Origin of the sequence: Streptomyces sp. NPDC048182 (genome assembly GCF_043202555.1) — a bacterium.
In the GTDB taxonomy this organism is placed as follows: domain Bacteria; phylum Actinomycetota; class Actinomycetes; order Streptomycetales; family Streptomycetaceae; genus Streptomyces.
This window is the reverse complement of record NZ_JBIDAQ010000012.1, coordinates 232170-256971: the sequence shown is the minus strand read 5'-3', so window position 1 is coordinate 256971 and position 24802 is coordinate 232170. Positions and strand designations below refer to the sequence as shown.

24 protein-coding genes and 2 tRNA genes are annotated in these 24802 nt (G+C 72.5%); 13 read left to right on the top strand and 13 right to left on the bottom strand.

The window, feature by feature from the left end; all coding sequences use genetic code 11:
- Window positions 1-227 precede the first annotated feature (227 nt).
- Genes ACGFZL_RS23675 through ACGFZL_RS23665 form a run of 3 tightly spaced genes read left to right on the top strand, consistent with a single transcriptional unit; the run spans window position 228 to window position 3380 of the window.
- Window positions 228-1913, top strand: coding sequence for a TerD family protein (locus ACGFZL_RS23675; RefSeq protein ID WP_393694446.1), 1686 nt, complete (start codon window positions 228-230; stop codon window positions 1911-1913).
- Between the two features lie 13 nt (window positions 1914-1926).
- Window positions 1927-2607 carry an AIM24 family protein gene (locus ACGFZL_RS23670; RefSeq protein ID WP_355169500.1) on the top strand — a complete coding sequence of 227 codons (681 nt, stop codon included), beginning with the start codon at window positions 1927-1929 and terminating at the stop codon, window positions 2605-2607.
- 17 nt (window positions 2608-2624) lie between these two features.
- Window positions 2625-3380, top strand: coding sequence for an AIM24 family protein (locus ACGFZL_RS23665; protein ID WP_355169502.1), 756 nt, complete (start codon window positions 2625-2627; stop codon window positions 3378-3380).
- 54 nt (window positions 3381-3434) lie between these two features.
- Here the strand turns inward: ACGFZL_RS23665 and ACGFZL_RS23660 are convergent, their stop codons facing one another.
- Both ACGFZL_RS23660 and ACGFZL_RS23655 read right to left on the bottom strand, forming a co-directional pair.
- Window positions 3435-3971 carry an NUDIX hydrolase gene (locus ACGFZL_RS23660; RefSeq protein WP_355169504.1) on the bottom strand — a complete coding sequence of 179 codons (537 nt, stop codon included), beginning with the start codon at window positions 3969-3971 and terminating at the stop codon, window positions 3435-3437.
- Window positions 3968-5452 carry a zinc-dependent metalloprotease gene (locus ACGFZL_RS23655; protein WP_393694443.1) on the bottom strand — a complete coding sequence of 495 codons (1485 nt, stop codon included), beginning with the start codon at window positions 5450-5452 and terminating at the stop codon, window positions 3968-3970. The genes ACGFZL_RS23660 and ACGFZL_RS23655 overlap by 4 nt, the downstream gene beginning before the upstream one ends.
- Window positions 5453-5643: 191 nt before the next feature.
- On the opposite strand from ACGFZL_RS23655, the gene ACGFZL_RS23650 reads away from it, so the two are divergent.
- The 4 genes from ACGFZL_RS23650 (at window position 5644) to ACGFZL_RS23635 (ending at window position 8820) form a co-directional block, all read left to right on the top strand.
- Window positions 5644-6765, top strand: a complete 1122-nt coding sequence (locus ACGFZL_RS23650) for an SDR family oxidoreductase (RefSeq protein WP_355169508.1) — start codon at window positions 5644-5646, stop codon at window positions 6763-6765.
- Window positions 6766-6887: 122 nt separating this feature from the next.
- Window positions 6888-7349 (top strand): molybdenum cofactor biosynthesis protein MoaE, encoded by a 462-nt coding sequence (locus tag ACGFZL_RS23645; protein WP_393694440.1) that lies wholly within the window; start codon window positions 6888-6890, stop codon window positions 7347-7349.
- Window positions 7350-7484: 135 nt separating this feature from the next.
- The gene (locus ACGFZL_RS23640) at window positions 7485-7649 is read left to right on the top strand and encodes a hypothetical protein (protein WP_355169512.1); all 165 of its coding nucleotides are present in this window, start codon (window positions 7485-7487) and stop codon (window positions 7647-7649) included.
- Window positions 7650-7725: 76 nt separating this feature from the next.
- Window positions 7726-8820 (top strand): PDZ domain-containing protein, encoded by a 1095-nt coding sequence (locus ACGFZL_RS23635; RefSeq protein WP_355169514.1) that lies wholly within the window; start codon window positions 7726-7728, stop codon window positions 8818-8820.
- Between the two features lie 21 nt (window positions 8821-8841).
- On the opposite strand, the gene ACGFZL_RS23630 is transcribed toward ACGFZL_RS23635, so the two are convergent.
- Complete coding sequence (locus ACGFZL_RS23630; protein ID WP_355169516.1) at window positions 8842-9384, bottom strand: PPA1309 family protein; 543 nt, start codon at window positions 9382-9384, stop codon at window positions 8842-8844.
- 164 nt (window positions 9385-9548) lie between these two features.
- On the opposite strand from ACGFZL_RS23630, the gene ACGFZL_RS23625 reads away from it, so the two are divergent.
- The 4 genes from ACGFZL_RS23625 (at window position 9549) to ACGFZL_RS23610 (ending at window position 14858) form a co-directional block, all read left to right on the top strand.
- The gene (locus ACGFZL_RS23625) at window positions 9549-12446 is read left to right on the top strand and encodes a UPF0182 family protein (protein ID WP_393694462.1); all 2898 of its coding nucleotides are present in this window, start codon (window positions 9549-9551) and stop codon (window positions 12444-12446) included.
- Between the two features lie 49 nt (window positions 12447-12495).
- A tRNA-Met gene (locus ACGFZL_RS23620) sits at window positions 12496-12569 on the top strand.
- 224 nt (window positions 12570-12793) lie between these two features.
- Entirely contained in the window at window positions 12794-14713 is a 1920-nt protein-coding gene (locus ACGFZL_RS23615) for a sel1 repeat family protein (protein WP_393694437.1), read from the top strand.
- 71 nt (window positions 14714-14784) lie between these two features.
- A tRNA-Met gene (locus ACGFZL_RS23610) sits at window positions 14785-14858 on the top strand.
- Window positions 14859-14910: 52 nt separating this feature from the next.
- On the opposite strand, the gene ACGFZL_RS23605 is transcribed toward ACGFZL_RS23610, so the two are convergent.
- The 3 genes from ACGFZL_RS23605 to hisN form a co-directional block, all read right to left on the bottom strand.
- Window positions 14911-15327 (bottom strand): Fur family transcriptional regulator, encoded by a 417-nt coding sequence (locus ACGFZL_RS23605; RefSeq protein ID WP_355169520.1) that lies wholly within the window; start codon window positions 15325-15327, stop codon window positions 14911-14913.
- Window positions 15328-15410: 83 nt separating this feature from the next.
- Window positions 15411-15812 (bottom strand): cyclic nucleotide-binding/CBS domain-containing protein, encoded by a 402-nt coding sequence (locus tag ACGFZL_RS23600; protein ID WP_393694435.1) that lies wholly within the window; start codon window positions 15810-15812, stop codon window positions 15411-15413.
- A 148-nt stretch (window positions 15813-15960) separates the two neighbouring features.
- Entirely contained in the window at window positions 15961-16761 is an 801-nt protein-coding gene (hisN, locus tag ACGFZL_RS23595) for a histidinol-phosphatase (RefSeq protein WP_393694433.1), read from the bottom strand.
- A 132-nt stretch (window positions 16762-16893) separates the two neighbouring features.
- Here hisN and ACGFZL_RS23590 point away from each other — a divergent pair, with 132 nt between their 5' ends.
- Window positions 16894-17496: a TetR/AcrR family transcriptional regulator gene (locus tag ACGFZL_RS23590; protein ID WP_393694431.1), complete on the top strand. Its 603-nt coding sequence runs from the start codon at window positions 16894-16896 to the stop codon at window positions 17494-17496.
- Between the two features lie 7 nt (window positions 17497-17503).
- Here the strand turns inward: ACGFZL_RS23590 and ACGFZL_RS23585 are convergent, their stop codons facing one another.
- The 4 genes from ACGFZL_RS23585 to ACGFZL_RS23570 form a co-directional block, all read right to left on the bottom strand.
- Window positions 17504-17827: a multidrug efflux SMR transporter gene (locus ACGFZL_RS23585; RefSeq protein WP_355169528.1), complete on the bottom strand. Its 324-nt coding sequence runs from the start codon at window positions 17825-17827 to the stop codon at window positions 17504-17506.
- 130 nt (window positions 17828-17957) lie between these two features.
- Window positions 17958-18971, bottom strand: coding sequence for a ribosome small subunit-dependent GTPase A (gene rsgA / locus ACGFZL_RS23580; protein ID WP_355169530.1), 1014 nt, complete (start codon window positions 18969-18971; stop codon window positions 17958-17960).
- A 13-nt stretch (window positions 18972-18984) separates the two neighbouring features.
- Window positions 18985-20301, bottom strand: coding sequence for a 3-phosphoshikimate 1-carboxyvinyltransferase (aroA, locus tag ACGFZL_RS23575; protein WP_393694428.1), 1317 nt, complete (start codon window positions 20299-20301; stop codon window positions 18985-18987).
- 112 nt (window positions 20302-20413) lie between these two features.
- Entirely contained in the window at window positions 20414-21136 is a 723-nt protein-coding gene (locus ACGFZL_RS23570) for a M50 family metallopeptidase (protein ID WP_355169534.1), read from the bottom strand.
- A gap of 393 nt (window positions 21137-21529) precedes the next feature.
- Between ACGFZL_RS23570 and ACGFZL_RS23565 the strand changes: the two genes are divergently transcribed.
- Complete coding sequence (locus ACGFZL_RS23565; protein ID WP_393694425.1) at window positions 21530-22324, top strand: BTAD domain-containing putative transcriptional regulator; 795 nt, start codon at window positions 21530-21532, stop codon at window positions 22322-22324.
- Window positions 22325-22340: 16 nt separating this feature from the next.
- Here the strand turns inward: ACGFZL_RS23565 and ACGFZL_RS23560 are convergent, their stop codons facing one another.
- The 3 genes from ACGFZL_RS23560 to ACGFZL_RS23550 are packed head-to-tail and all read right to left on the bottom strand — an operon-like array spanning window position 22341 to window position 24797.
- Complete coding sequence (locus tag ACGFZL_RS23560; protein ID WP_393694423.1) at window positions 22341-23129, bottom strand: sirohydrochlorin chelatase; 789 nt, start codon at window positions 23127-23129, stop codon at window positions 22341-22343.
- Entirely contained in the window at window positions 23129-24013 is an 885-nt protein-coding gene (locus ACGFZL_RS23555; RefSeq protein ID WP_355169540.1) for an ABC transporter permease, read from the bottom strand. Before ACGFZL_RS23555 ends, ACGFZL_RS23560 begins: the two co-directional genes overlap by 1 nt.
- Entirely contained in the window at window positions 24000-24797 is a 798-nt protein-coding gene (locus tag ACGFZL_RS23550; protein WP_355169542.1) for an ABC transporter ATP-binding protein, read from the bottom strand. Before ACGFZL_RS23550 ends, ACGFZL_RS23555 begins: the two co-directional genes overlap by 14 nt.
- Between the last annotated feature and the right edge of the window lie 5 nt (window positions 24798-24802).

Below are 24802 nucleotides of genomic sequence, written 5' to 3'. Positions count from 1 at the left end.
TCCTGCACACCTACAACCACCACCGCGGCCACACCGCACTCGGAGGCAAGCCACCGATCAGCCGTGTGAACAACGCTGCGGGTCAATACACCTAGCCCGCGGCCGAGGCGCGCGGGAAACAGTCCGTCGGCGTTCTGTACCGGCTTCGTACCGACATCCGCCGGTGTCGGGCTTTGCCGTTAGCCTGACGCGACGCACTCGCCTTCGGAGGGGGACGGTCACCACGCATGGCCAGGGAATTCCAACGCGGCCACAAGGCCAGGATCAGTGACCTGACCGCGGGCACGGATCTGTACGTCGGTGTGCAGATCTCCGGCCCCGGACTGGGCTTCGACATCAGCTGCTTCGGCCTCGACGCCGACGAGAGACTCTCCGACGACCGGTACTTCGTCTTCTTCAACCAGCCGAAGACCCCGGAAGAGTCCATTCAGCTCCTGGGCGCGCAGGCGGGGGACACGGAGTCCTTCCGCGTCACCCTCGACCGGATCCCGTCGCACATCACCAAGCTGTCCTTCACCGCGACGATCGACGGCGCGGGGCAGATGTCGCAGGTGGGCCCCGGATACCTCCGCATCGTGGCGGGCGGCGAGGAGGTGGCGCGCTACCCCTTCACCGGCGCCGAGTTCTCCACGGAGCGCGCCGTGATGCTGGGCGACTTCTACCTCAAGGACGTGTGGCGGTTCGCCGCGGTCGGGCAGGGCTTCGACGGCGGCCTGGACGCCCTGCTGAAGAACTTCGGCGGCGAGGTCGCCGAGGAGGAGCAGCCCTCGGCGCCCCATCAGCCCCAGCAGCCGCAGCCTGGCGCCGCCCCCGGCTTCGCCCCGCCCGCGCAGGCCGCCGCGCCCCCGGCCTTCGGCGCGCCGAGCGCTCCCCAGGCCCCCGCGCCGACGCCGGCCGCTCCCGCGCCGCCCGCCCCGCAGCCGTACACCCCGCCGCCCGGCAACACGCCGCCCCCGGCGCCCGTACCCAACGTGCACGCCGCGCCGACCATCATCGCGCCCCTGCACACCCCGCCCGGCGGCTCCCCGGTGCCGCCCCCGTCCCCGGCGCCCGCGCCCTACGGCCATCCCGCCCCGCCGCAGCCGCCGTACGGCCAGGTCCCCGGCCAGACGCCCCCGCCGCCGCCCGGGTACGGCCAACCTCCGGGCGCCCCGAACACGCCGCCGCCCCCGCCCGGGTACGGCCAGCAGGCCCCCTACGGCGCGCCGCCGGGCGTCCCCCAGCAGACGCCCGGTCAGCAGGCGCCGCAAGGCCCCGGCGTGGCCGCCGCGCTCCAGCAGTTCAAGGAGGCGCCCACCGGGCAGCGCTGGACCTCGCAGAACAACAAGCTCGTGCGCGTGGACCTCGGCGCGGGCGGCCAGCCGGTGCTCGCCCGCCAGGGCAGCATGGTGCTCTACCAGGGCAAGGTCGACTTCAGCTACAAGGGCGCCGGGTTCGCCGGCCGCATCGCGGGGAACGCCACCGGGCAGGAGATGCAGCTGATGCGCTGCACCGGCCGCGGACAGGTCTTCCTGGCCGAGAACTCCGCGCTGCTGCACCCCATCGAGCTCCAGGGCGAGGCCCTGTGCGTCTCCGCGGAGAACGTCCTCGCCTTCGACGAGAGCCTCCAGTACGAGGTGCGCCGCATCGAGGGCCACGGCATCCCCGGCGGGGCGCTGTTCACCATGCAGTTCCAGGGCACGGGCACGATCGTCGTCAAGACCCAGGGCATCCCCGTGGTGCTGCCGGTCACGCCCACCACGTTCGCCGACTGCAACGCCGTCGTCGCCTGGTCGGCCGCCGCCCAGGTCGTCGTCTCCAGCCAGGTGCGGATGCGCCGCAACGCCTACGCCGGCGACACCGGGGAGAGCGTGAACCTTCAGTTCCGGGCGGCGCCCGGCAGCTTCGTCGTCGTCCAGCCGTACGAGATCTAGGGGAGTGCCCGACATGAACCAGCCGCTCGCGGGCTTCGCCCCCGCCCCGCCCGGCGCCCGCATGGAGAACCACGGCAACCACATGCTGAAGGTCGCCATGCAGACCGGGAACGACCTCCTCGCGCGCGTGGGCTCCATGGTCGCCTACGAGGGCTTCGTCCAGTACGAGCCCAACCCGCCGGCCGTGCGCCAGATCGCCCGCGACTGGGCCACCGGCGAGGGCGCCCCGCTGATGAAGTGCTCCGGGGACGGCCTGCTCTACCTCGCCGACTACGGCGCGAACGTCGTCGTCATCAACCTGGGCGGCGACGGCATCTCCGTCAACGCCACCAACCTGCTCGCCTTCGACGCCCACCTGACGTGGGGCGTGGAGCGGGTCAAGGGGCTGGCGAAGTTCGCCGGACAGGGCCTGTGGAACACCAAGATCTCCGGGCAGGGCTGGGTCGCGCTCACCTCCCGGGGCGAGCCGATCGTGGTCGACTGCGGCGGCGGCGAGGACGAGACCTACGTCGACCCGGACGCGCTCGTCGCCTGGTCCCCGAACCTCAAGGTGAAGGGCAAGCGCAGCTTCAAGGCGCAGTCCCTGATCGGCCGCGGCAGCGGCGAGGCCTTCCAGATGGGCTTCTCCGGTCAGGGCATCGTCGTCGTCCAGCCCAGCGAGGACAGCACCGACCGCCTCCGGATCCGGGGCTGAGGGGAAGCCAGAACACCATGCAGAGCGCGCTTTTCGCCCACAACGACCAGCAGACCCAGGAACGCTGGAGCCTGCAGAACAAGCACATGCTCCGCGTCGCCCTCCAGGGCCACGACGACGTGCTCGCCCGCAAGGGCACGATGGTCGCCTACCAGGGGATGGTCGAGTTCGACGCCGAGTACCAGAGCAACCAGCGCTCACGCGCGCGTGCGTACACCGGCGAGGGCCTGGACCTGATGCGCTGCCACGGGCAGGGCACCGTCTTCTTCGCCAACCTCGCCCAGAGCGTGCACGTGATGGAGGTCGAGCAGGACGGCCTCACCGTCGACAGCAGCTATGTGCTCGCGATGGACTCCGCCCTGCACCACGAGGTCGTCGCCGTCGACAGCCTCTACGGCATCTCCGGCTCGGGGAAGTACCAGCTCAACATCACCGGCCGCGGCAAGGTCGCCCTGATGACCTCGGGCTCGCCGCTGCTGATGCAGGTGACGCCGGACAAGTACGTCAACTGCGACGCGGACGCCATCGTCGCCTGGTCCACCGGTCTGCGCGTGCAGATGCAGGCCCAGACGCACTCCTCCGGGGTGTGGCGGCGCCGCGGCAACACCGGGGAGGGCTGGGAGCTGAGCTTCATGGGCAGCGGCTTCGCGCTGGTCCAGCCGAGTGAGCTGCTGCCGCCGCAGAACGCCCAGATCGGCTCGGGCCTGGCCGCCCAGTACGGCATGGGCCAGCAGGGTGTCCGGGCCCAGAACCAGGGCAACGTCTGGAGCTGACCGCCCATGCGTAAGGGGCGCACACCCAGGTGTGCGCCCCTTACCCATGTGGAGCTACAGCGCCCGTGCGCCGCTCTGGACGCGGGCCAGCGTCGCCTCCACCAGCCGCACCACCGACGCGTCGGCGACCTGCGCCACCTCCCCGTACGGGAACCAGCGCAGGTCGAGGGACTCGTCGCTGATCGCCTCCACCGCGCCGGCCGGGGCCAGCGCCGCGTACTGGACGTCCAGGTGCCAGGCGCACGGCGTGTGGTGCCGGTCGAGGCGCACCGGGCCGCCCGGGAGCAGGGCGAGGCCCTCGACGCCGGACTCCTCGGTGGCCTCGCGCAGCGCCGCCCGGGCCAGCGTGTCGTCGCCCGGCTCGCAGTGGCCGCCCATCTGGAGCCACATGCGCAGCTTCCGGTGCAGGGTGAGCAGGACGCGGCCCCCGGACGGGTCGATCACCAGCGCGCTCGCCGTGATGTGCCCGTCCGCGCAGGACTTCCACATGCCGTCCGGGTGCGCCGCCAGGTGGTCCAGGTAGACCTGGCGCAGCTCGTCCTGGCCCGGGTGGCCCTTCAGGACCAGGACCGCGTCGTCGTGCAGACTCACTCGGCGCCGTCGCCCTTGGCCTCGCCCTTGCCGTCGTCGCCCTCACCCGTGTCGCCCTGGGCGGCATCGTCCTCCGGCTTCTTCTTCAGGTCCCGCTTGCCGGCCGCCTCGCCGAGCATCTTGTCCAGCTCGGAGAAGTCCAGCTGCTCGCGGTGCACGAAGCCGTCCGGGTCGTCCAGGTCGGTCGCGGTCGGCAGCATGTCCGGGTGCTCCCAGAGGCCGTCCCGGCCCTCGACCCCGCGCGCGTCGGTCAGGGACGCCCACAGCCGGGAGGCGTCGCGCAGCCGGCGGGGCCGCAGCTCCAGGCCGATCAGCGTGGCGAAGGTCTGCTCGGCGGGGCCGCCGGAGGCGCGCCGGCGGCGCAGCGTCTCGCGCAGCGCGTCGGCGGAGCCGAGCCGCGGCTTGGCGGCGGTGTGCACCACCGCGTCCACCCAGCCCTCGACCAGCGCGAGCGCCGTCTCCAGGCGGGCCAGGGCGGCCTTCTGCTCCGGGGTGTCCTCGGGCTGGAACATGCCCTGCTGGAGGGCCTCCTGCAGCTGCTCCGGATTCTGCGGGTCGAACTGGCCGACCACGTCCTCCAGCTTGGCGGTGTCCACCTTGATGCCGCGGGCATAGCCGTCGACCGCGCCGAACAGGTGGGAGCGCAGCCAGGGCACGTGCGCGAAGAGGCGCTGGTGGGCGGCCTCGCGCAGGGCGAGATACAGCCGCACCTCCTCCAGGGGCACGCCCAGGTCCTTGCCGAAGGCGGCGATGTTGGCCGGCAGCAGCGCGGCCTTGCCGGCCGGGCCGAGCGGCAGTCCGACGTCGGTCGAGCCGACGACCTCGCCGGCCAGCACGCCGACGGCCTGCCCGATCTGGGTGCCGAACATGGCACCGCCCATGGAGCGCATCATGCCGATCAGCGGGCCGGCCATGGCCTGCATCTCCTCCGGCAGCACGTCGCCCATGGCGGTGCCGACGCGCTCGGCGACCGGGTCGACCAGCTCGCGCCAGGCGGGCAGGGTCGCCTCGACCCACTCCGCGCGGCTCCAGGCCACCGCGGAGCCCGCCCCCGAGGGCAGGGCGGTCGCGTCGTCCAGCCACAGATCGGCCAGGCGGACCGCCTCCTGGACGGCATTGCGCTCGGTGGGGCCCACGCTCGCGTCCTTGGTGCCGTCCGGTGCGCCCTGGGCGACCGTCTGGCGGGCGATCTGCTTGGCCATGTCCCAGTTCACCGGGCCGCCCTCGTACGAGAGCATCTGGCCGAGCTGCTGGAAGGCGGCGCCCAGGTCGGTGGGGTTCATGGAGCCGAACATCGCGGCGAACGGGTTGTCCGCGCCGGGGCCGCCGGCTCCGGGCCCGCCGAAACCGAACGGGTTGCCCGGTCCGAACGGGTTGCCCGGTTCCTGACCCCCGCCGCTCTGCGGGTCCTTCTTCTTGCCCTCGTCGCCGTCGTCCGGCTCCTCCGGCGGAAGGCCGAATCCGAATGGGGTGTCACTCACGGGGTTCCTCGGCTGGTAGGGCCGCCGGTTCTCTCCGGCGGCACGGCTGCCCGGTTTCACCACCCAGCGTAGACACCCGGGGCGGTTCGGGCCTCGGTGCTTCGCCGACTGCCGGCCTGCGGCAGGATGGATGCCACCTGGTACGTACGCGTCACCCGCGCCGTACTGAAGACAACCGCTGGAGACGCCCGGTGAGTTCCCCAGATCCGCAGGTTCGCGCACCGCGAAACCAGTCAACCAGTTCTTCCGGCTCCGGCGCGCGCGGACCCGTCGTCGCGGTCACCGGCGCCGCCTCCGGGGTGGGGGCCCTGCTCACGGCGCGACTCGCGGCGTCCGCCGAGGTCAGGCAGGTGGTGGCCATCGACGAGCGGCGCGGGGAGTGCGCGGGGGCCGACTGGCGGATCCTGGACGTGCGCGACCCGGCCATCGCCGAGAAGCTGCGCGGCGCGGACGTGGTCGTGCACCTGGCGCTCGACCTCGACCTGGAGACCGACGCGGCCGCGCGGACCGCTTACAACGTCCGGGGGACGCAGACCGTCCTGACGGCCGCCGCGGCGGCCGGCGTGCACCGCGTCGTGCTGTGCACCTCGGCCATGGTCTACGGCGCCCTCGAGGACAACGAGCTGCCGCTGTCCGAGGACGCCGAGCTGCGCGCCACCGCCGAGGCGACGGCCGTCGGCGACCTCCTGGAGGTCGAGCGGCTGGCGCGCCGCGCCCCGCGGGCGCATCCGGGCCTCAACGTCACCGTGGTCCGCCCCGCCGTCCTCGTCGGCTCCATGGACACCGCCCTGACCAGGTACTTCGAGTCGCCCCGGCTCCTTGTGGTGGCCGGGTCCCGGCCGGCCTGGCAGTTCTGCCACGTCGAGGACCTGTGCAGCGCCCTGGAGTACGCCGTCCTGGAGAAGGCGGAGGGGGAGCTGGCCGTCGGGTGCGACGGCTGGCTGGAGCAGGAGGAGGTCGAGGAGCTGAGCGGGATCCGCCGCATGGAGCTGCCCTCGGCCGTGGCGCTCGGCGCCGCCGCCCGGCTGCACCGGATCGGGCTGACCCCGTCTCCGGCCGGGGACCTCGCCTACACGATGTACCCCTGGGTGGTGAGCGGCAGCCGGCTGCACGACGCCGGGTGGCGGCCGAAGTACACCAACGAGGAGGTGCTCGCGGAGCTGCTCGACGAGGTCGCCGGGCGGCGCACGGTCGCGGGCCGGCGCCTCGGCCGCAAGGACGCGACGGCGGCGGGCGCGGCGGGCGCGACCGTGGCGCTGCTGGGCGCGGCGGCGGTGGTGCGCCGGGCCCGCAAGGCGCGCCGCCGGATCTGAGCCGAGCCGACGGCACGGACCCGGCCGTGGACCCGACTCGTACGAGGCTCCAAACGCGCACGCGCGCGTACCGGTCGATGACGCAATACCGGCCCGTCGGTGCCGTGCGGCACGATGGACGCATGGCATCCGTGAACGACCACCCGGGTGAGTCCGCCGCCCCGGACCCCGTGAAGCTGATCGGCGTCCGGGAGACGCCGCTCTCCGTGGACGAGGTCTTCCGCGCCGTCGGCGACGACGCGGCCGGCGGGACCGCGCTGTTCGTGGGCAGCGTGCGCAACCACGACGGCGGCAGCGACGTCGACCGGCTGGGCTACTCCAGCCACCCCGGCGCCGAGGCGGAGCTGCGGCGCGTCGCCGAGAAGGTCGTCGCGGACTACCCCGTCCGGGCGCTGGCCGCCGTCCACCGGGTGGGTGATCTGGAGGTCGGTGACCTGGCGGTGGTCGTCGCCGTGTCCTGCCCGCACCGGGCCGAGGCGTTCGACGCCTGCCGGAGGCTGATCGACGACCTCAAGCACGAGGTGCCCATCTGGAAGCACCAGACCTTCTCCGACGGCACCGAGGAGTGGGTCGGCGCCTGCTGAACCCGCGCGGGAGCGGCGTTTCGCGGTTGCGTAACCGGGCCCCCGGCGTGAGCGTTGTCACTGCGGATGGTTAATCTGCTGATCACTCGTTCACGGACGCTCGTCCGTGGACGCCCAAGGGGCTGGGAGGCCGGCATGGGCGCGCTCGCCTGGTTGCTGATTCCGCTGGTGGCGGCGGTGGCCGCGGGCCTGTGGGGCACCTGGGCCAACCGGACCCGCAAGGTGCGCAGCGACGGCCCCGAGCTGGACGGGTACGCCCGGTTCCGCGAGGCCATGGAGAAGCCCCGCACCGACGCCTGACCCCCGACGCCCGGGGCGGCCGTGGCCGACGCCGCCCTGACGGTCCCCCGACAGCCACGTCCCGTACTGTCGTGCCATGCCACGCCGCACCGCGACGATGCTCGCCTCCACCCTGATGCTGATCGCGCTCCTGTGCGCGGGCGTGTTCCTGCCCGTGCCCTACGCGGAGATGTCACCGGGGCCGACGGTGAACACCCTCGGGGACCACGACGGCGAGCCGGTGCTGCAGATCTCCGGGCGCCGCACGTACGAGGCGAGCGGGCATCTGAACATGACCACCGTCCGGGTCACCAGCGCCGAGTACCGGATGAACCTGGTGGAGGCCGTCTACGGCTGGCTCGCGCACGACAACCGCATCGTGCCGCACGACACCCTCTACCCGGACGGCAAGACCGAGGAGCAGGCCACCCAGGAGAACGCCGAGGAGTTCAGCCAGTCCCAGGAGAGCGCCAAGGTCGCCGCCCTGGAGGCGCTGAAGATCCCGGTGAAGTCCTGGGTGATCGTCTCCACCGTCGTCAAGGACTCCCCGGCCGAGGGCAGGCTGCACGCGGGCGACGTGATCAAGGCCGTCGACGGTGAGCCCGTCCGGAAGCCGACCGACGTCGCCGACCTGGTGACCAAGCGCAAGCCGGGCCAGAAGGTGGTCTTCACCGTCGTGCCCGCAAAGGAGCAGGCCGCCGCGGAGAAGGAGCACCGGACGCCGACGGACACCGAGAAGGTGACGCTCACCACCAGGACCGCGGACGACGGCGGCGAGAAGCGCGCCATCGTCGGGATCAAGGCCGGCACCGACCACACCTTCCCGTTCACCATCGACATCAAGCTGGCCGACGTGGGCGGCCCGAGCGCCGGCCTGATGTTCGCACTCGGAATCTACGACAAGCTCACCCCGGGCGACCTCACCGGCGGCAACTTCGTCGCCGGGACCGGCACCATCGAGGACGACGGCAAGGTCGGCCCGATCGGCGGCATCGGCATGAAGACGATCGGCGCGCGCGACAAGGGCGCCCGCTACTTCCTGACGCCCGCGGACAACTGCGCGGCGGCGGCCGAGGACACCCCCGACGGGCTCACCCTGGTCAAGGTGGACACCATCGACGACGCCCTCGGCGCGCTCGCGGACATCCGCTCGGGCAAGACCGCCGACCTGCCGAAGTGCACGGCGGGATAGCGAGCCGGCCGACCGCGCGGACTACTCCTGGAAGGTCGCCGTCAGCGCCTCGGCGAGCCCCGGCACCAGGTCGGAGCCGGTGAGCACCTCGGTCGAGGTGTCCTTCGCGCGCAGCCGCAGGGCGGACTCGCGGGCGCCGTCGCGCAGCACCGCGACCGTCATGCGCACCTCCTGGCGCTCCGGGTGGTCCGCCACCCAGCGCGCCAGCTTCGCCTCGTCCAGGCCCTCGGGGACCTGGGCCTCGGCGGAGGGCGGCAGCATCAGGCGCTCCACGGCGAGCGCGCAGCCGACCACCGCGTCGGGCCAGGCGATGGTGCCGAGGAACTCGTCGAGCGGACGCTCGGTGGGCACCTCGTCCTGCTCGATGGGGGTCAGACCGGAGCTGTCCGGCTCGTCCTGGAGACCGAGCCGGTCCGCGAGCGAGGGCTGATCGGCCCGCAGCCGTGCGGTGTCGACGAGGGCGAAGAGGCGGGCGGGCTGGTCCCAGCCGAGGCCGGAGACGTACTCGTCGATCTCGAGCACGGCCCGGGTGAGGGGGCTCGCTGCCATGGGGGTGTTGGACATGGTCACAATCCTGCCTCGTTCCCGGCCCGGATCGGGAACCGAGTAAGCGATGAGTAAGTTGCATATGTGTGGGCCCGCGATGGAGGGGCCGCACGGGGGGCCCGCGAACCCGAGGGCCTGACGGATCAACAGCGAACTTCGAGGTGCGCACCTTGGCTTTCCAGATGCCGGACCGCGGCGGAGGCCCGACCGGTCCACGGATCAGAGTGGGGCGCCCCTCCCGGCGTGTCCGTACCCTGCTGATGACGCTCGGTGTCCTCGCCGTGCTCGGCATGGCGTTCACCATGTTCGCGGGCTTCTGGACGGACTGGCTGTGGTATCGCTCGGTCCACTACTCGTCGGTGTTCACCACCACGCTGTCGACCAAGATCGGCCTCTTCTTCGTCTTCGGGCTGCTCATGGCCCTCGCCGTCGGGTTCAACATCTGGCTGGCCCACCGGCTGCGGCCGCCGCTGAGCGCCATGTCGATGGAGCAGCAGAACCTCGACCGGTACCGGATGGGCATCGCCCCCTACAAGAAGTGGCTGCTGCTCGCCATCACCGCCCTGGTCGGCCTGATCGCCGGCGCGTCCGCCTCCAGCCAGTGGCGCACCTGGCTGATGTGGGTCAACGGCGTCTCCTTCGGCCAGAAGGACCCCCAGTTCAAGCTGGACGTCTCCTTCTTCGCCTTCGACCTGCCGTGGTACCGGTTCCTGCTGGGCTTCGGCTTCGCGGCCGTGATCGTCTCGGTCATCGCCGCCGCGCTCACCCACTACCTGTACGGCGGGCTGCGCGTCACCAGCCCCGGCGCCCGCGCCACGGCCGCCGCCACCGGCCACCTGTCGGTGCTCCTCGGCGTCTTCGTCGCCCTCAAGGCGGTCGCCTACTGGCTCGACCGGTACGGCCTCGCCGTGAAGTCCAGCGACTTCAAGGCCACCGACAACTGGACGGGCCTCAGGTACGTCGACGCCACCGCGTACCTGCCGGCCAAGACCATCCTGTTCTGCATCGCCGTCATCTGCGCGCTGCTGTTCTTCGCGACCCTGTGGCGCCGCACCTGGCAGCTGCCGGTGATCGGCTTCGGCCTGATGGTGCTCTCCGCGATCCTCATCGGCGGCCTGTATCCGGCGCTGGTGCAGAAGTTCGAGGTCCAGCCGAACGAGCAGGCCAAGGAGGCGCCGTACGTCGAGAAGAACCTGAAGGCGACCCGCGAGGCGTACGGCATCGAGGGCACCCAGGTCGCCGAGTACTCCGGCCAGGGCAACCCCGACGACAAGGCGAAGCTCCGGGGGAAGGTCGACGACGCGGCGTCCATCCGGATCATGGACCCGAACATCGTCTCGCCGACCTTCCAGCAGCTCCAGCAGATGCGGAACTACTACGCGTTCCCCACCAACCTGGACGTCGACCGCTACACCAAGGACGGCAAGGACCAGGACACCGTCATCGGTCTGCGCGAGCTGAACCTCGCCGGGATCCCGAAGAAGAACTGGATCAACAACCACTTCCGCTACACCCATGGCTACGGAGTGGTCGCCGCCAAGGGCACGGAGGTCGACTCCGGGGGCGGCCCGGTCTTCACCGAGTCCAACCTGCCCTCCAAGGGTGATCTGCCGCGCTACCAGCAGCAGGTCTACTACGGCGAGAAGACCACCACGTACTCCATCGTCGGCGGTCCCCAGAAGGAGATCGACTACTCCGACGACGACGGCGAGAAGACGACCAGCTACCGGGGCGACAGCGGCGTCGACCTCTCCAACCCCCTCAACCGGGCCGCGTACGCGCTGTCGTTCGGCGAGCCGCAGATCCTCTACTCCGGGGCCATTGGCGAGGGATCGAAGATCCTCTACAACCGCACGCCCAAGCAGCGCGTCGAGGCGGTGGCCCCCTGGCTCACCATCGACGGCGACGCCTACCCGGCGGTGGTGGACGGCCGCATCCAGTGGATCGTCGACGCCTACACCACCACCAACGGCTACCCGTACGCCTCCCGCACGACGCTCGGCGACACCACCGCCGACTCGCTGACGGCGACGAACAACTCGCGCGCGGTGGTGGCCCAGCAGAACCAGGTCAACTACATCCGCAACTCGGTCAAGGCGACCGTCGACGCGTACACCGGTGACGTCAAGCTCTACCAGTGGGACACCAAGGACCCGGTCCTGAAGACCTGGATGAAGGCGTTCCCGGGCACCGTCAAGGACAAGAGCGAGATCTCCGCCACGCTGATGGCGCACCTGCGCTATCCGCAGGACCTCTTCAAGGTCCAGCGCGAACTGCTCACCCGCTACCACGTGGAGGACGCCAACACCTTCCTCAGCGGCAGCGAGGTGTGGCAGGTGCCGAACGACCCGACCAACGAGTCGGGTGACGCGGTCCCGCCGTACTACCTGAGCATGAAGATGCCCGACCAGAAGGAGCAGTCGTTCTCGCTGACGACGACCTTCACCCCCAACGGGCGGGACAACCTGGCCGCCTTCATGGCGATCGACGCCGATGCGAGCAGCGCGGGATACGGCAAGATCAGAGTCCTGAAACTGCCGACCAGCACCACCGTCGGCGGACCCAAACAGGTCCAGAGCCAGTTCAACTCCCAACAGGACATCGCCGAGACCATCAGCCTGCTCAGTCGCGGCAACTCACGGGTCGAGTACGGCAACCTCCTGACCGTGCCGCTGGACGGCGGGCTGCTCTACGTGGAGCCGGTCTATGTCCGGGGTGGCGGCCTCAAGTACCCGCTGCTGCGCAAGGTCCTGGTCAGCTACGACGGCAGGACGGCCTTCGAGAACACGCTGGACGAGGCCCTGAGCAAGGTCTTCGGGACCAAGGCCCCGTCGACCGAGCCACCACCGGACGAGGGCGACGACACGACGAAGCCGCCGCCCAGCTCCACCAACCCCACGGTCGCGCAGGCCCTGGACGACGCCCAGAAGGCCTTCGACGAGGGGCAGAAGGCCCTGGAGCGCAAGGACCTCGCCGGGTATGCCGAGGCCCAGAAGGACCTGGAGGCCGCCCTCAAGAAGGCCGAGGACGCGCAACGCGCGGCCGACCAGCCGGCCGGTGGGCAGAACGGGGATCGTTAGCGCTGGTCAGAGCCCCTCCCGCGCCGTGATACGGTAGTGAACACAACGGCGCGGGGTGGAGCAGCTCGGTAGCTCGCTGGGCTCATAACCCAGAGGTCGCAGGTTCAAATCCTGTCCCCGCTACTGAAGTCGAAGGCCCGGATCCTGAATGGGATCCGGGCCTTCGTGCTGTGCGAACGCATGTGCCGGTCGCCTCGACGGCCGCGCCGGCAGGGGGAGTTGGGCCGGATTGTGTTTCACTTGTCTCCCTGTGGGCATGTCGACAAAACGCTGAAGTGACCTCACTGGCTGCGCTATACCGGATGTGCCAAGGTGCGGGTGGTGCGACGATGGACGTTATGGGGGACATGGCAAATCTGTTCGGGACGGGGCGTTTTGCGCCGCCGTCCGATCGGGAAGAGGCCGGTGACGAGGCCGCCGAGGAGGCGCGCCTGCGGCTGGCCGCCGATGCCGGCGACCTCGAGGCCATGAGCATGCTCGGCGCGCTGCTGCTGCGCCGGGGGGACCTCGACGGCGCCGAGGCGCCGCTGCGCGCCGCCACCGCCGCCGGTGACCGGGCCGCCGCCAACAACCTGGGCGTCCTGCTCCACCAGCGCGGCTACGCCGAGGAGGCGGCCGGCTGGTGGCGGATCGCCGCCGTCGCCGGCTCCGCGCCGGCCGCGCACGCCCTCGGGCGGCACTTCCGCGAGCGCGGCGACGAACCCGCCGCCGAGTACTGGCTGCGCCAGTCCGCCGAGCAGGGGCATGTGCTCGGCGCCTACGCCCTCGCCGACCTCCTGGAGCACCGCGCCGACGAGGCGGGTGCCGAGCGCTGGATGCGCGCGGCGGCGGAGCGGGGCCACCGGGAGGCCGCGTACCGCCTAGCGCGCGCCCTGGACCAGCACGCGCCGGACCCGCATGCGGCGGACCTTCCCACCTCGGATCCGGGCACCTCGGACCCGCACACCGAGAGCCGGCGCACCCCGGACTCGCGCACCTCGGACCCGCACACCGTGGGCCGGCGCTCCGGCCAGGAGCCCGGCGCCCCCGAGGCGGCCACCGGACCGCAGCCGGCCGCGACGCGGGAGGCGGAGCAGTGGTACCGGCAGGCCGCCGCCCGCGGCCACCGCCGGGCCGCGCTGCACCTCGGCGCGATCCTGGAGCACCGCGGCGAGCTGAAGGAGGCCGGCCGCTGGTATCTGACGTCCGCCAAGGACGGCGAGGCCCGGGCCGCCTGCGCCCTCGGCTTCCTGCTGCGCGACGCCGGGGACACCGAGAGCGCCGCCGTCTGGTGGCTGCGGGCCGCGCAGGACGGGGACGGCAACGCCGCCAACGCGCTGGGCGCCCTGCACGCCGAGCGCGGCGAGACGCAGACCGCCGAGCGCTGGTACCGGGCCGCGATGGACGCCGGCGACGACAACGGCGCCTACAACCTCGGCCTGCTCTGCGCCGAGCAGCAGCGCACCGCCCAGGCCGAGCAGTGGTACCGGCGCGCCGCGTACGCCGGGCACCGGGAGGCCGCGAACGCGCTGGCGATCCTGCTGCTCCAGGGCGGCGATGCGGCGGGCGCCGAGCCGTGGTTCTCCAAGGCGGCGGAGGCGGGCAGCGTGGACGCCGCCTTCAACCTGGGCATCCTGCACGCCGGGCGGGGCGAGGACGGGGCGGCGCTCGGCTGGTACGAGCGGGCCGCCGCGGCCGGGCACACCGACGCCGCGCTCCAGGTCGGAATGGCCCGGCTGCGCGAGGGCGACGAGCGGGAGGCCGAGCGGTTCCTGCGGTGCGCCGCGGGCGGCGGCAGCCCCGAGGCCGCCTACCGCCTGGCCGCTTTGCTCGACGCCCGCCGCCCGCCGCCGCCCGCGCACGAGCTGGGCGAGAGCGCCGTCCGGGAGAAGACCGAGTGCGAGGAGTGGTACGAGCGGGCGGCCTCCCTGGGCCACCGCCGCGCCCAGGTGCGGGTCGGCATGCTGGCCGCGGCCCGCGGCGAGGTCGCGGAGGCGGCGCGCTGGTACCGGGAGGCGGCCGAGGCCGGGTCCCGCAACGGCGCCTTCAACCTGGGGCTGCTGCTGGCCCGCGAGGGCAGTGAGCCCGAGGCCGTCGTCTGGTGGCGGCGGGCGGCCGAGGCCGGGCACGGCCGGGCCGCGCTGCGGCTCGCGCTGGTCTGCGCGCGACGCGGGGAGCTGGCCGAGGGGCAGCGCTGGGCGGAGCAGGCGGTGGCGCAGGGGCCGCGGGAGGTGTCCGAGCGGGCGGCCCGGCTGCGGGACGCGCTGGGGCAGGAGCTGTCGGCGTGAGGGGCGGGGTGCGGGGCGACGTAAGTGATTTGCCTCTGCTCGTGGCCTTGACGTACTGTTCTGTTCATCGCCGCGGGGTGGAGCAGCTCGGTAGCTCGCTGGGCTCATAACCCAGAGGTCGCAGGTTCAAATCCTGTCCCCGCTACTGATGACTCAGGGCCCGGGATCCGCAAGGATCCCGGGCCCTGAGCGTGTTTTCAGGCCGCCGCGCAGTTCGGGCAGACGCCGCGGTACGTCATCTCCACGTCCGAGACGGTGAAGCCGAAGCGCTCCGCGTCGGGGAGGTCGGCCAGCGGGTTGCCCGTCGGGTGCACGTCGCGGATCGCGCCGCAGCGGGCGCAGACCAGGTGGTGGTGCGGGCGGTGCGCGTTCGGGTCGTACCGCTTGGCGCGGTGGTCCGTCGCCACCTCGAGCACCTCGCCGAGCGAGACCAGCTCGCCCAGGGTGTTGTAGACGGTCGCCCGGGAGATCTCCGGGAGCTTGGTGACGGCTCGGGCGTGCACCTCGTCGGCGGTCAGGTGGACGTGCTCGCCGTCCAGGACCTCGGCCACGACACGACGCTGCGCGGTCATGCGCCAGCCGCGACCACGCAGGCGTTCCAGAAGGTCACTCATGCGTACCAGCCTAGCAGGGGGGCGGACCAGGTTCCGAACGAGTGTGGACTTGGAAGCCGACCTGTTTTGGACTGCATCCAGCGTCAGGCGGTCGCCGTCGCCTGCTCCGAGCGTGCCGGGGCCCAGCACCGCATGACGTCCCGCACGGAGACGATGCCGGCCGGCTCGCCCCGGTCCAGGACGACGAGGTGGCGGAAACCGCCGTGCGCCATCGCGGCGGCCGCCTCCTCCAGCGTCCAGGCCGGCGCGGCGAAGACCACGTCGGTGGTGGTGTGCCGCTGCACTCGCTCGGCGTCGGGGTCCTGGCCGAGACCGACGGAGGTGAGGATGTCGCGCTCGGTGAGTATGCCGATGCCCTCGGCGTCCGGGTCGAGCACCACGGCCGCGCCGACGCGGCGGGCGGACATCAGGGTCGCCGCCTGACGGAGGGTGTGGTCGGGGCCGACGGTGAGGACGACCGTGCTCATTGCGTCGCGGACGAGCATGGGTGGTGCCACCTCCTGCCGGTGATCCATGAGCTGGTGCATGGATTCACATATTCACAAGTGGGGTCACTCCCAGGGTGGCAGGGTGGGCACGGGCCGACAAGGGGGCGTGCGGCGCGTCCGTGGGGCGCCCGGTGGTGCGGGAGTCTCAGTCGTGGCGGCCGAGGTGGCCGAGCAGCTCGCCGTGCAGCAGGCCGTTGGACGCCGCCGCGTCCCCGCTGTGCGGGCCGGGGCGGCCGTCGAGGCCGGTGAAGGTGCCGCCGGCCTCCGTGACGATGATCGCGTTGGCCGCCATGTCCCACAGCGACAGCTCCGGCTCGGCGCACAGGTCGACCGAGCCCTCGGCGACCATCATGTACGGCCAGAAGTCGCCGTACGCGCGCGTGCGCCACACCGCCCGGGTCAGGTCCAGGAAGCCGTCCAGGCGGCCCCGCTCCTCCCAGCCGCCGAGCGAGGAGTAGGCGAAGGAGGCGTCGGAGAGCGAGGGCACCTGGGAGACCCGCAGCCGGGAGGCCGAGGTCAGACTGCGGCCGGAGAAGGCGCCGTTGCCCTTCGCGGCCCACCAGCGGCGGCCCAGGGCGGGCGCGGAGACCAGGCCCACGACGGGCTGGAAGCCGCCCTCGCCGGCCTCCATGAGGGCGATCAGCGTGGCCCAGACCGGGACACCGCGCACGTAGTTCTTGGTGCCGTCGATGGGGTCGACGACCCAGCGGCGCGGGCCGCTGCCCTCCGCGCCGTACTCCTCGCCGAGCACAGAGTCCCGGGGCCGGGCGCGCTGGAGGTGATTGCGGATCAGCTCCTCGGCGGCCTTGTCCGCCTCGCTCACCGGGGTCATGTCCGGCTTGGTCTCGACCTTGAGGTCGAGGGCCTTGAACCGGTCCATCGTCGCGGCGTCGGCGGCGTCCGCGAGGACGTGGGCCAGACGCAGGTCGTCGAGGTAGTCGGGCATGCGGCCACCGTAGCCGCCGGGTGCGTGGCGGAGCCAGCAGGTGCGGGACCCGGGGGTGTCTGCGCGGAACCTTGACAGTGCCCCCATACCCATCAAATCTGGGCGTCCGGTCGCTCACCCTGGGGAGGCGCTGTGCCGGCAGCCCGGGAGTCCCTGCTCGACGCGGCGTACGCGGCGCTGGCGCGCCGGCCGTGGCCGGCGGTGCGCATGGTGGAGGTCGCGGTGGCGGCCGGGGTGTCCCGGCAGACGCTGTACAACGAGTTCGGCGGCAAGGACGGGCTCGGCCGGGCGCTGGTGCGCCGGGAGGCCGACGGCTACCTGTCCGGCGTGGACCGCGCCCTCACCGGCGCGGGAGACGCACCGGACCGGCTCGTCGCGACCGCCGAGTGGACGGTGTCGGCGGCCCGCGACAACGCCCTGGTGCGCGCCCTGCTCACCGGCTGCTGGGGCGAGCGCCTGCCTGCCCCGGCGCTGCGGGCGGTGCCCTCCGTCTCCGCCGCGCCCGCGCAGCGCCGGGCGGACGGGCCGCTGCCCTCGCCCGCCGACCTCGTGGCCCTGGTCCGCGACCGCGCCGCGGCCCTGCTGACGGCGCCCGGCGCGGCGGCGGAGGAGTCGGCCGAACTGGCCCGCGGTTGCGAACTGGCCGTCCGTATCGCCCTGTCCTGCGTCGCGGCCCCGCCCGCCGAGGGCGGCGTCACGGAGCTGGTCCGCGCGGCACTGGACCGCCGCCTCTAGAGAGCGCTCAGTGCGCCGAGCCGGACAGCTGCAGACCGATCACGCCGATGATGACCAAGCTGATCGACACGATCTTCAGGGTCGACACCAGGTCGCCGAGGAACACCATGCCGTAGATGGCGGTCCCGGCCGCGCCGATGCCCGTCCACACCGCGTACGCCGGGCCCACGTCGAGCTTGCGCAGCGAGAGGGTCAGCAGGCCGAAGCTGCCCAGGGCGAACGTGCAGAAGGCGACGGTGGGCCAGAGCCGGGTGAAGCCGTGCGACAGCTTCAGGCACACGGCGAAGCCGGTCTCCAGCACCCCGGCCACTATGACCAGCAGCCACGCCATGTGTCGTCCTCCCGTACTGGCCGCCCGTAGCGCCCCGTCCCGACCGCGTCCCCGGCTTTGCCCGGGCTTGGACCCGGCTTGGTGCGATTATGCACACGCCCCGCGCGCCACCGGGCGCACAACGCGGAGGTCAGTCGCCTTCCTTGCGCTCCCGCGTGGAGAGCAGCCGGCGCAGCGAGTACAGCCGCGCCGGGTCCGCGTGCCCCTCGGCGACCCAGGCGTCCAGGGCGCAGTCCGGCTCGTCGTGGCTGCACGCGCGCGGGCAGTCGGCCGTGCCGGGCTCCAGGTCGGGGAAGGCGTGGATGACCCGGGACGGGTCGATGTGCGCGAGCCCGAACGACCGTACGCCCGGGGTGTCCACGACCCAGCCGCCCGCCGCCGAGGAGAGCGGCAGGGCCAGCGCCGAGGTCGTGGTGTGCCGGCCCCGGCCGGTGACCGCGTTGACGTGCCCGGTGACGCGCCGGCGGTCGGGCGGCACCAGGGCGTTGACGAGCGTCGTCTTCCCCACGCCCGAATGGCCCACGAACGCCGTGACCTTGCCGTCCAGATGGCGCCGTACCCGCTCGGCGGCGTCCCCGTTCTCCAGCTCCTCGCGGCTGGTGACGACGTAGGGGATGTCCAGGTCGCCGTAGAGCTCCAGGAGTTCGTCCGGGGGGGCCAGGTCCGACTTGGTCATCACCAGGAGCGGGGTGAGGCCGCCGTCGAACGCCGCGACCAGGCAGCGGTCGATCAGCCGGGGGCGGGGCTCGGGGTCGGCGAGGGCGGTGACGACGGCGAGCTGGTCGGCGTTGGCGACGACCACCCGCTCGTAGGGGTCGTCGTCGTCGGCGGTGCGGCGCAGCACCGAGGTGCGCTCCGCGATGCGGACGATCCGGGCGAGGGTGTCCTTCTTCCCCGACAGATCGCCCACCAGGGCCACCCGGTCCCCGACCACGGCGGCCTTGCGGCCCAGTTCGCGCGCCTTCATCGCCATCACGACCCGGTCCTCGACCAGGCAGGTCAGCCGGCCCCGGTCGACGGTGAGGACCATGCCCTCGGCGGCGTCCTCGTGCTTGGGGCGGATGTGGGTGCGCGGACGGTTGCCCTTGCGGTTGGGGCGCGAGCGGATGTCGTCCTCGTCGGTGTGCTTGCCGTAGCGGCGCATGGCGGAACCGTCCCTACGCCCCGAGCGTCCCGGTCCACAGGTCGGGGAAGTCGGGCAGGGTCTTGGCCGTCGTCGCCACGTTCTCGATCTGCACGCCCTCCACCGCCAGGCCGAGGATCGCGCCGGCGGTGGCCATGCGGTGGTCGTCGTAGGTGTGGAAGATCCCGCCGTGCAGCGGGCGCGGGCGGATGTGCAGGCCGTCGGCGGTCTCCGTGACGTCGCCGCCCAGCTCGTTGATCTCCTTGGTGAGCGCGGCCAGCCGGTCCGTCTCGTGCAGCCGCAGGTGCGCCACCCCGCGCAGGGTCGAGGGGGAGTCCGCGAGGGCGGCGACGGCCGCGATGCCCGGGGTCAGCTCGCCGACCTCGCCGAGGTCCACGTCGATGCCGTGCACGGCACCCGATCCGGTGAACGACAGTCCGGACTCGGTCAGTTCGCAGGAGCCGCCCATCTCGGTGAAGATCTCGCGCAGCCGGTCGCCGGGCTGGGTGGTGCGGGCCGGCCAGTCGGGGACCACCACCGTGCCCCCGGTCACCAGGGCCGCCGCGAGGAAGGGCTGGGCGTTGGACAGGTCCGGCTCGATCGTCAGGTCCCGGCCGAGCAGGGCGCCCGGGGTGACCCGCCAGACGTTCGGCTCGCCACCCGACTCCGGGGTGTCGACCTGGGCGCCGACCGTGCGCAGCATGTCCACGGTCATCCGGATGTGCGGCATCGACGGCAGCGCGGCGCCGGTGTGCCGGACCTCCACGCCCTGGTTGAAGCGCGGCCCGGACAGCAGCAGCGCGCTGACGAACTGCGAGGAGGAGGACGCGTCGATCTCCACCGGACCGCCGTCCAGGGCGCCGCCGCCGTGCACGGTCAGCGGCAGCGCGCCGCGCCCGTCGTCGTCGATCCGGGCGCCGAGCACGCGCAGCGCGTCGATCACGCCGCCCAGGGGGCGCTCGTAGGAGCGCGGGTCGCCGTCGAAGCGGACCGGGCCGTCGGCCAGCGCGGCGACCGGGGGCAGGAAGCGCATCACCGTGCCGGCGTTGCCGACGTCGACCGTGCAGGGGCCCTGGAGACCGTTGGGCAGCACCCGCCAGGCCTCGCCGGTGCCGTCCGGGCCCACGCCCTCCTCGATCTCGATGCCCAGGGAGCGCAGCGCGTCGGCCATCAGCAGGGTGTCGCGCGAGCGCAGCGGGCGGCGCAGCCAGCCGGGCTCGGAGGCGAGCGCGGCCAGGACCAGCGCGCGGTTGGTGACCGATTTGGACCCGGGCACGTGGACGGTCGCGTCGACGGCACCGCTCGCGTGCGGAGCGGGCCAGAGGGAGGTGTGCGCGGGGTTCACGGTCATGGGCCCCACTTTAGTGGCTGGTCACTGCCCGGAATCTTGATCCAGGACGGTGAAACCCCGCCCGGAGCGGCCACCCCGGGACCGGCCGTGCATATATCCGCAGGGAGCGCCCTCAGCGCTCCAGCAGCCACCGCCCGCCGCCCACCAGCGAGCACAGCGAGACCGCGTGGAAGAGGAAGAACCACACCCCGGCCGGCGCGTGGGTCAGCCGGGCCAGCGCGTCCGCGTCCGAGTCGCCCGCGCCGCCCCGGGCCCGCTTGGCCTGGAGTTCGAAGGCCGGCCGCACCCCGCCGAGCAGCAGGAACCACACCACCGCGTAGGCGAAGGCCGCCTGGATCTGCGGTCCGGTCAGCCAGGACACCAGGACGAACAGCCCGCCGGTCAGCACCACCGTCAGCATCCCGTAGGCGTTGCGGATCATCACCAGGAGCGCGAGCAGCAGCCCCGTCGCCAGCCACAGCAGCAGCGTGATGCGCCCCGCGGCCAGCAGCGCGGCGCCGCCCAGGCCGAGCAGCGGGGGAGCGGTGTAGCCGGCCAGGGCGGTGAGGACCATGCCGGGCCCGTGCGGCTTGCCGCGGCTGACGGTCAGGCCGCTGGTGTCCGAGTGCAGCGTGATCCCGGTCAGCGTGCGGCCGGTGAGCAGCGCCACCAGGCCGTGCCCGCCCTCGTGGGCGATCGTGATCGCGTTGCGGGCTATCCGCCACACCCGGGGCGGCAGGACGACGGCGAGCGCGGCGACCAGGGTGGCGATCACCACCCACAGGTCGGGGAAGGGCTGGGTGCCGGAGACCTCGTCCCACAGGGCGGCGGGCGAGGCGGAGGCGAGGTGGTCCATGGTCGGTGCGGGCTCCTCGGACGGACGCGGGGCTGGCAGTGTGGCACGTATGTGCGGACCGTATCCGCAGCAACGGGACCGAGCCCTGACGGGCTTACGCCCCAGTCGGGCCGCACCCTCACAATCGTCCCGCGGGAGGCGCCAGTACCCGCCAAGTTCCCCCTTCCCGTTGACGAAAGAATCGATGGCTAAATAATATCGATCTGAAGTTCGGTTAGATGTCGATTTATGCACTCATGGTTGCTTATTTTCTATCGAACATCAAATGTCGAGCGGGGGAAAGATGGCTCAACAATCGTTGGGTATTCGACACGAACGAGCAGTACGGGAAGCGCGTGAGTACATCCGGGCGGCGGGGGGTGTTCCCCGTTGTTGTTCTCCGTGTTAGGTCGCATGGAAGTCCGCACGCACGATCAGGTGTTCCGTCTCTCGGGCACCATGCAGCAACTGCTGCTCGCCACACTGCTGGCCTCCCGGGGCGGACTCGTCACGGTGGACGCGCTCATCCTCGAACTCTGGGGTGACGAGCCGCCGGCCAAGGTGCAGAACGCGCTCCAGGCCCAGGTGAGCCGGATCCGGCGGAGCCTGGCCCTGATCGAACCCGGCCTGTCCGGTTCCCGCGTGGTCACGACGTCGTCGGGGTACCTGTTCTCCGTCGGCAGGCAGGAGTTCGACGCCCAACTCTTCATGGACACGGTCGACGGGGTGCGCGTCGCCGTCGGGGACGGTGTCTCGACGGACGACTCGGCCCGGCACATCCGGGAGCTGCGCCTCGCGCTGGCCTACTGGCGCGGCCCGCCGTTCGGCGGGCTGCCCGTGGGGCCGATGTGCCAGGCCGCAGCGGCCCGGTACGGGGAGGCCAAGAACGCGGCACTCACCCTTCTCTTCGAACTCGAATTGAGGGCGGGCTCGCCCGCCCGGATTCTGCCGGAGCTGGCCGAGGCGTATGCGGAGAATCCCACCAATGAGAAATTCTGCATGCTTCTCATGTGGGCGCTCTACCGCTGTGGGCGTCAGCGCGACGCGCTCGACGTCTACCGGAAATGCCGACGCACCCTCGTCGATCATCTCGGAGTGGAGCCGACGCCTGATCTGCGCCGCTACGAAAAGGCGATCCTGACCCATGATCCCGGACTGGGCGAACTGATCCACGGGCAGGCGGCCGTCTCCGGTCCGAAGGGGCGCTGAGCCTCGCACGTCCGGGTCACGCCTGATCGAAGCGGCGCAGCACCAGGTCGGCCACCTCCGGGGCGTCGCCGAGGACCGGTGCCACCACATCCGCCTCGGCGGCGCCGCGGACGATGCGGTCCGGAAGCACCCCGGGGGCCAGCACATACGGCGCGACCGCCACCCGGGCGCAGCCCAGGGCGCGCAGCCCGCGCACGGCCGCCGCGGTTCCGTCGCCCGCCTGGACGGGACCGCGGCGGCCCGGCGGCGCACCGCCACGACCGGCCGGGGAGGAGGCGAACGAGGGTCGCACGGCGCACCAACCGGTGTGCCGCCACTCCCGCGCGATTGCTGCGATCACCGCGTTCGCCTCCGGATCGGAGGTCCCCGCCGAAGCCAGCACGACTCCGGTCGAGGACAGATCGCCGGGTGGCAGCCCGGCCTCGTACAGCCGCCGTTCCAGCGCCCGCAGCAGCAGCGGAGCCGGTCCGAGCACACCGGCCTGCTCGATCCGCAGCTCCGGCGGCGCCTGGCGCAGCACCGCCGGCAGATCGGCCTTGGCGTGAAACGCACGGTTCAGCAGCAGGGGTACGGCGACGACCGCACCGGTGCCCGCCGCGGGCCGGGGCCCGGCTCGCCGAGCCTCCCGCGCCAGCGCCGCCAGGGCCCCGCCCACCGACGGGGCGTCGAAGTCCAGGAAGCCGAGCTCGACCCGCAGCCCGGGCCGCCGCGCCCGTACCCGCCGTACCAGGGCACGCATGGTCTGCGCGTGCCGCGGGTCCCGGCTGCCGTGCGCGACGGCGAGCAGCACGGGCGGCCCGGGCATCACAGCGCCCGCGCGAACAGGCCGCGGCTGCGCAGCACCCGCCGCTCCAGCGGGGAGAAGACCAGGAGATCGATGCCGATGCCCACGCAGAGGATGAGGATGATCGTGGCGAGCACCCCCGACATGTCGCTGTTGGTGCGGAAGTTGTCCAGCAACTGGCCGAGCCCGATGCCGAGGTCGGGCGAGCTGGCGATCAGCTCCGCGGCCATCAGGGACCGCCAGGAGAACGCCCAGCCCTGCTTCAGCCCCGCGAGGAAACCGGGCAGCGCGGCCGGCAGCAGCACGTGGATCACCGAGGCCGGCCCGGTGGCGCCGATGACCCGGCCCGCCCGCAGATAGAGCGGCGGGGTCTGGTCCACGCCCGCGACCAGCCCGTTGGCGATGGACGGCACCGCGCCGAGCAGCACCACGGCGTACACGGTCGTGTCGGTCAGCCCGAACCAGATCAGCGCGGCCGGCACCCAGGCCACCGACGGCAGCGACTGCAGCCCCGACAGGATCGGACCGAACGCCGCGCGGACCCACCTCAGCCGTGCCACCGCCAGGCCGAGCGGCGTGCCGATCACGATCGACAGGCAGAAGCCCAGCGCGCCCCGCGAGACGCTCGTCCACACGTACCCCAGCAGCGTGCCCCGCAGCCACATGTGGCGCAGGGTGCGGGCCACGTCGAGCGGCCCGGGCAGCACGTGGTCGGGTTTGACGTCCAGGGCCGCCGCCAGCTGCCATCCGCCGACGATCAGGACGACGGCGCACAGCGGCGGCACCACTCTGGCCAGGATCAGGCCGGCGAGCGGTACCCGGGCGACGGTGTCCCGCTCCAGCGCGTCCAGCCCCGCCTCGAGCCCCGCCAGATCACTCGTGTCGTGGATGTCACTGCCTGCCATGGCGGCGGATCTCCTCTCGCAGCTCCTCGGTGATCTCCACGGAGAGATCGGCCACCGCGGAGTCCTCGATCCGGCGCGGCTGCGGCAGACCGATCCGCCACTCCCGGGCGATGCGCCCCGGGCGGGAGGTGAGCAGCACGACCCGCTGGGCGAGCCGCACCGCCTCGCGGACGTTGTGCGTGACGAAGAGGACCGACAGCCCCGTCTCCGTCCAGATCCGGGTCAGTTCCTCGTGCAGCACGTCCCGGGTGATCGCGTCCAGCGCGGCGAACGGCTCGTCCATCAGCAGCAGCCGGCTGTCCTGGGCGAGCGCCCGGGCGAGCGCGACCCGCTGGCGCATGCCGCCGGACAGCTCGTGCACCCGCTTGCCGTACGCCCCCCGCAGCCGGACCAGCTCGAGGAGCCGCTCCGCCTCGGGGCGCCGCTCCGGCCGGGGCGTCCCCCGCATGCGCAGGGCCAGTTCGACGTTCCTGCCCGCGGTGAGCCACGGGAACAGGGCGTGCTCCTGGAACATCAGGGCCGGGCGCCCGCCGGGCACGTCGATGGTCCCGGACGACGGCCGATCGAGCCCCGCGACCAGGTTCAGCAGGGTCGACTTGCCGCATCCCGAGGCGCCGAGCAGAGTCACGAACTCTCCGTCGGACAGGTCCAGCGAGATGTCGTCCAGCACCCGCTGTCCGGCACCGGGCCGGCCGAACGACTTCGACACATGGTCGAGTCGCACCGCGGACGTCCTCGGTTCGACGGCAGCCGCAGCGGTCTGCCCGATGATGTCGGTGGCCATGAGTG

What these genes read in the sequence shown, in the direction of transcription:
- ACGFZL_RS23675 (WP_393694446.1), top strand. Translation starts at nt 228, where the DNA reads ATGGCCAGGGAATTCCAACGCGGCCACAAGGCCAGGATCAGTGACCTG.
- ACGFZL_RS23670 (WP_355169500.1), top strand. Translation starts at nt 1,927, where the DNA reads ATGAACCAGCCGCTCGCGGGCTTCGCCCCCGCCCCGCCCGGCGCCCGC.
- ACGFZL_RS23665 (WP_355169502.1), top strand. Translation starts at nt 2,625, where the DNA reads ATGCAGAGCGCGCTTTTCGCCCACAACGACCAGCAGACCCAGGAACGC.
- ACGFZL_RS23645 (WP_393694440.1), top strand. Translation starts at nt 6,888, where the DNA reads ATGGCATCCGTGAACGACCACCCGGGTGAGTCCGCCGCCCCGGACCCC.
- ACGFZL_RS23640 (WP_355169512.1), top strand. Translation starts at nt 7,485, where the DNA reads ATGGGCGCGCTCGCCTGGTTGCTGATTCCGCTGGTGGCGGCGGTGGCC.
- ACGFZL_RS23635 (WP_355169514.1), top strand. Translation starts at nt 7,726, where the DNA reads ATGCCACGCCGCACCGCGACGATGCTCGCCTCCACCCTGATGCTGATC.
- ACGFZL_RS23630 (WP_355169516.1), bottom strand. Translation starts at nt 9,384, where the DNA reads ATGTCCAACACCCCCATGGCAGCGAGCCCCCTCACCCGGGCCGTGCTC.
- ACGFZL_RS23625 (WP_393694462.1), top strand. Translation starts at nt 9,549, where the DNA reads ATGCCGGACCGCGGCGGAGGCCCGACCGGTCCACGGATCAGAGTGGGG.
- ACGFZL_RS23615 (WP_393694437.1), top strand. Translation starts at nt 12,794, where the DNA reads ATGGCAAATCTGTTCGGGACGGGGCGTTTTGCGCCGCCGTCCGATCGG.
- ACGFZL_RS23605 (WP_355169520.1), bottom strand. Translation starts at nt 15,327, where the DNA reads ATGAGTGACCTTCTGGAACGCCTGCGTGGTCGCGGCTGGCGCATGACC.
- ACGFZL_RS23600 (WP_393694435.1), bottom strand. Translation starts at nt 15,812, where the DNA reads ATGCTCGTCCGCGACGCAATGAGCACGGTCGTCCTCACCGTCGGCCCC.
- hisN (WP_393694433.1), bottom strand. Translation starts at nt 16,761, where the DNA reads ATGCCCGACTACCTCGACGACCTGCGTCTGGCCCACGTCCTCGCGGAC.
- ACGFZL_RS23585 (WP_355169528.1), bottom strand. Translation starts at nt 17,827, where the DNA reads ATGGCGTGGCTGCTGGTCATAGTGGCCGGGGTGCTGGAGACCGGCTTC.
- rsgA (WP_355169530.1), bottom strand. Translation starts at nt 18,971, where the DNA reads ATGCGCCGCTACGGCAAGCACACCGACGAGGACGACATCCGCTCGCGC.
- aroA (WP_393694428.1), bottom strand. Translation starts at nt 20,301, where the DNA reads ATGACCGTGAACCCCGCGCACACCTCCCTCTGGCCCGCTCCGCACGCG.
- ACGFZL_RS23570 (WP_355169534.1), bottom strand. Translation starts at nt 21,136, where the DNA reads ATGGACCACCTCGCCTCCGCCTCGCCCGCCGCCCTGTGGGACGAGGTC.
- ACGFZL_RS23565 (WP_393694425.1), top strand. Translation starts at nt 21,530, where the DNA reads ATGGAAGTCCGCACGCACGATCAGGTGTTCCGTCTCTCGGGCACCATG.
- ACGFZL_RS23560 (WP_393694423.1), bottom strand. Translation starts at nt 23,129, where the DNA reads ATGCCCGGGCCGCCCGTGCTGCTCGCCGTCGCGCACGGCAGCCGGGAC.
- ACGFZL_RS23555 (WP_355169540.1), bottom strand. Translation starts at nt 24,013, where the DNA reads ATGGCAGGCAGTGACATCCACGACACGAGTGATCTGGCGGGGCTCGAG.
- ACGFZL_RS23550 (WP_355169542.1), bottom strand. Translation starts at nt 24,797, where the DNA reads ATGGCCACCGACATCATCGGGCAGACCGCTGCGGCTGCCGTCGAACCG.